At 70.8% G+C, this 3,313-nt stretch carries 4 protein-coding genes; 1 reads left to right on the plus strand and 3 read right to left on the minus strand.

What is annotated here, in order from left to right:
• Positions 1-33: 33 nt before the first annotated feature.
• The 3 genes from QH270_RS05940 to zapE all read right to left on the minus strand — a co-directional run bounded on the left by QH270_RS05940 (position 34) and on the right by zapE (position 2,657).
• Positions 34-561 (minus strand): hypothetical protein, encoded by a 528-nt coding sequence (locus tag QH270_RS05940; protein WP_280339373.1) that lies wholly within the window; start codon positions 559-561, stop codon positions 34-36.
• A gap of 70 nt (positions 562-631) precedes the next feature.
• Positions 632-1,570, minus strand: a complete 939-nt coding sequence (locus QH270_RS05945; RefSeq protein WP_280339375.1) for a DUF4129 domain-containing protein — start codon at positions 1,568-1,570, stop codon at positions 632-634.
• 130 nt (positions 1,571-1,700) lie between these two features.
• On the minus strand, positions 1,701-2,657 hold the full coding sequence (gene zapE / locus QH270_RS05950) for a cell division protein ZapE (RefSeq protein ID WP_280339377.1): 957 nt from the start codon (positions 2,655-2,657) through the stop codon (positions 1,701-1,703).
• 64 nt (positions 2,658-2,721) lie between these two features.
• Here zapE and QH270_RS05955 point away from each other — a divergent pair.
• Positions 2,722-3,313, plus strand: a 592-nt coding sequence (locus QH270_RS05955; protein ID WP_280339379.1) for a TetR/AcrR family transcriptional regulator, incomplete at its 3' end; no start/stop codon positions are given.

Consider the following 3,313-nt stretch of genomic DNA (forward strand, 5'->3'; position numbering starts at 1 on the left):
CCTCCCGGGGGGCGGCGGGGTGCCGGTTAACTTTCACGGTCTGGGTCTGGGGTGCCAATAACCCCCACACTTCGTCTCAATCCGCCCCTGTACCACACCCCGCCCCCCCCCCCCGGGGGCGCCCCCCCCGGGGCCGCCCAGTGCCGAGTTCGCCGGGTCGACCCAGCGCCACAATTCGGGACCGAACTGCAGTTGTCCGGCGGCCTCGGTGGCGCGCCGGTTCTTGGCGACCCGCAGGCCGGTGGACAGTTCGAACTCCTTGGCGAGCAACGGCCGCAGGTGCCGGTCCCAGTCGGCCCTTGTGCCGTCGGCCCGCGCGGTCAGCATGGACGCGCGCGCGTGCCAGCGGCCGAGCATCTCGGCCGGGCCGTTGTCGATGTACTCGGTGAGCGGTTCCTCGCGGACCACCCGCTGACGCATCGACCAGATCAGCACGGCGAGCGCGACCGCGACCGGCAGTGCCACCGCGAGCAGCACGGCGTCGCGGTCCATCCGCACCAGCAGCAATTCGAGCGCGGCCACCACGATCACCGCGGTCCACACGACGCCGGATCGGTTCATGCTGCGTCCTTCCGGCATGCTCGGGCGCCGTGCGTGGTCACGCAAGCTGGTGTGTCGCAGCGCTGACCGCTCATACCGGTACCAACCTTCGCTGCAGATCCGAGAGCACGATGCGCAGCAGCTGTTCGGCGCGCATGCGCTGCCATTCCAGCATCGAGTGCGGGCTGAACCGCGCCTCCTCGAACAGTGCGACCAGCTCGCGGGCCGAAGCATCGTGCAGCACACCGCTTTCGAACGCGCGGGCGAGCACTTCCATCGGGGTGTCGGAGGCGAGCGGGCGGGCGGCGCGGTCGCTGGACAGGCCGCGCTCCATGGCCACGTAACAGGCGATGATGGCGGTGCGCGGATCCTGGCCGGGCGCGTTCATCGCGGCGAGGCCCATCTCGGCGGCCCTGGTGAGCGAGTCGACAGCGCTCGGCGGGGTCTCGGGCTGCGCGGGGGTGGCGGTGGCGGGTTCGCGGCGCGCGGCGACCGCGACCACGATCAGCCCGAGCAGCGCCACCACGATCAGCGCGATGGCCAGCGCGGCCGCGATCAGCAGCGCGGTGCCGGTCAGCTCGGCGGGACCGGTACCCGGGTCGGGGGCGGGCGCGTCGGTGGGGGTCGGGACGGGACCCGACCCTTCGGGCCTGGTCTCGGTACCCGGTCGCGGCGTCCGCGCACCGGGCAGCAGGAACAGCGCGGCGACACCCGCCGCGAAGACCAGCGTGATGGCGGCGAGGATGAGCGGCCCGAGCAGCGCCAGGCGCCGCCAGTTGAAGGGCGGTGTCACCTCGCGTTCGACGTGCGGCATGGCCAGCGGTAGCCGATGCTGGCTCGCGATCACCCCCGCGACCAGGATGACGATGGACACCAGCAGCAACACCGGCATCACCGCCACCAGGAGCGGTGAGGGCGCGCCGTTCGCGGATTCGGTGGATTCGGCGCCGGGCAGATATCCGTGCAGCGCGATCGTGGCAGCGACGAGTAGCGCGATCACGACGATCGCCCGCGTAATGGGCTGACTCACCCCGATCACTGCTGTACCACCAAACCCAAGAGCCTGCACAAAACAGCCACATAGTTACACGCCGGGTGGTGTGCCCGGGAGGAAATCGATACTTCGGATGACCTCCCTTTTATTGTCCTCTCCGCCGGTGTTACACGGTACGAATGGCCGGCTCGGCGATATGTGACGTTTCACTGAGCCGGCTGGCGGTCCGGGCCAGGTCGGGGACCGTGGGTACGCCGGCGGTCAGTTCGGCGAGCGGAGCGGCGGCGTGCACTGTGCAGGGCAGGTCGGCGTCGTAGAGCACGTCGACCAGGTTGACCAGGCGCATCACCCAGTCCGGTGGCACCTCGCGCAGCAGGGGGACACCGCGCAGCGTCCAGCGGCGGAAGCGGCGGGTCAGGCGCAGGTAGTCGGCGGCGCTGGTCGGCGCGCCGCACAGCTGGGCGAAATCGAAGGTCACCGCGTCGCCGTCGACCCGCTCCGCCAGGACGGTACGGCCTTCCCCCAGCTCGACCACGCTGTCTCCCCCACTCGACTCCCGCCGGTCGAGGACATACGCGCCCGACCCGAAACCGCTGTCGTGCCGGGCGCCGAGGGTGCGGTAGTCCAGCGGGCCGTCCAGTGCGACGACGTCGAGGTGCGCCAGGATGCGCTCGATGCTCGGCACGAACCGATCGTGGAACAACGGGTTGGGCAGCAGCTCGCGCGGCGGCTGATTCGAAGTGACGACCAGGCTGCGGCGCTGCGCGAACAGGGCCTCGAGCAGGCGGGCGATCAGCATGCCGTCACCGATGTCGTTGACGTGGAATTCGTCGAAGCACACCAGTTCCGCTGGGCCGAGCAGACTTTCGATGGCCCGCTCGATCGAGCCGAGCGCGTGTGCGGCGGTGTGCAGTTCGGCGAAGAAGGCGTGAAAGTGGAAGCGGCGCTTGTGTTCCGGGTCGGCCGTGGCGAAGAAGCGGTCCATCACCATCGTCTTGCCGCGGCCGGGTCTGCCGTACAGGTAGACGCCGCGCCCGCCACGGCGCGGCCTGCCGTGCCGATCGAGTAGTGCCGCGAGCGTGTCCGCCGCCGCGACCTGCGCCGGATCGAGTGCCACCGTCATATCGCCCTCCTCGTCCTCTACATTTGTAGAGGACGAAACCGCCGGGCGACCAGGGAAGGTGACGATGTCCACAGACCGCAGAGCGCTGATCGTGGCGGGCGCGATCGAGCTGATCGCGACGCGCGGCATCCGCGCCCTCACCCACCGCGCGCTCGATGCCCACCTCGCGCTTCCGCTCGGCTCGACGTCCTACTACTTCCGCACCAGACAGGCGTTGATCGAAGCGGTGGCCGACGGCATCACCGCGCGCTCGGCGGCCGACTTCACCACGATGTCCGGCGGCGGAGCCCTGCCCGACACCCCGGCGGTGCGGCGGCCGGAACTCGCGGCCGCGATCGCCACCTGGCTCGATCAGCTCCTCACGCGACGCCGCAGCGAGCTGATCGCCCGGCACGCGCTGATCATCGAGGTGCTCTCCGAGCCGGATCTGCACGCACGGCTGGCAGGCAGTTTGTTCTCACTCGACCGGGCGACCGACCTCTTCATCGCGCTCGGCGTGACCGCACCACAGGAGACCGCCGCCGATTTCCTCGCCCTGCTGGAAGGCCTGATCTTCGACCGGGTAGCCGGTGCGCGCGCCCGCGCCCCGGCTGGGGCCGCTCCCCACGGCGCACGCCGCGCGCGCCCCCTCGCCCGGGTTCTGGCGAGCGCGGGCC

Origin of the sequence: Nocardia neocaledoniensis (assembly GCF_029868625.1) — a bacterium.
Lineage (GTDB): Bacteria > Actinomycetota > Actinomycetes > Mycobacteriales > Mycobacteriaceae > Nocardia > Nocardia neocaledoniensis_A.

What these genes read in the sequence shown, in the direction of transcription:
- QH270_RS05940 (WP_280339373.1), bottom strand. Translation starts at nt 561, where the DNA reads ATGAACCGATCCGGCGTCGTGTGGACCGCGGTGATCGTGGTGGCCGCG.
- zapE (WP_280339377.1), bottom strand. Translation starts at nt 2,657, where the DNA reads ATGACGGTGGCACTCGATCCGGCGCAGGTCGCGGCGGCGGACACGCTC.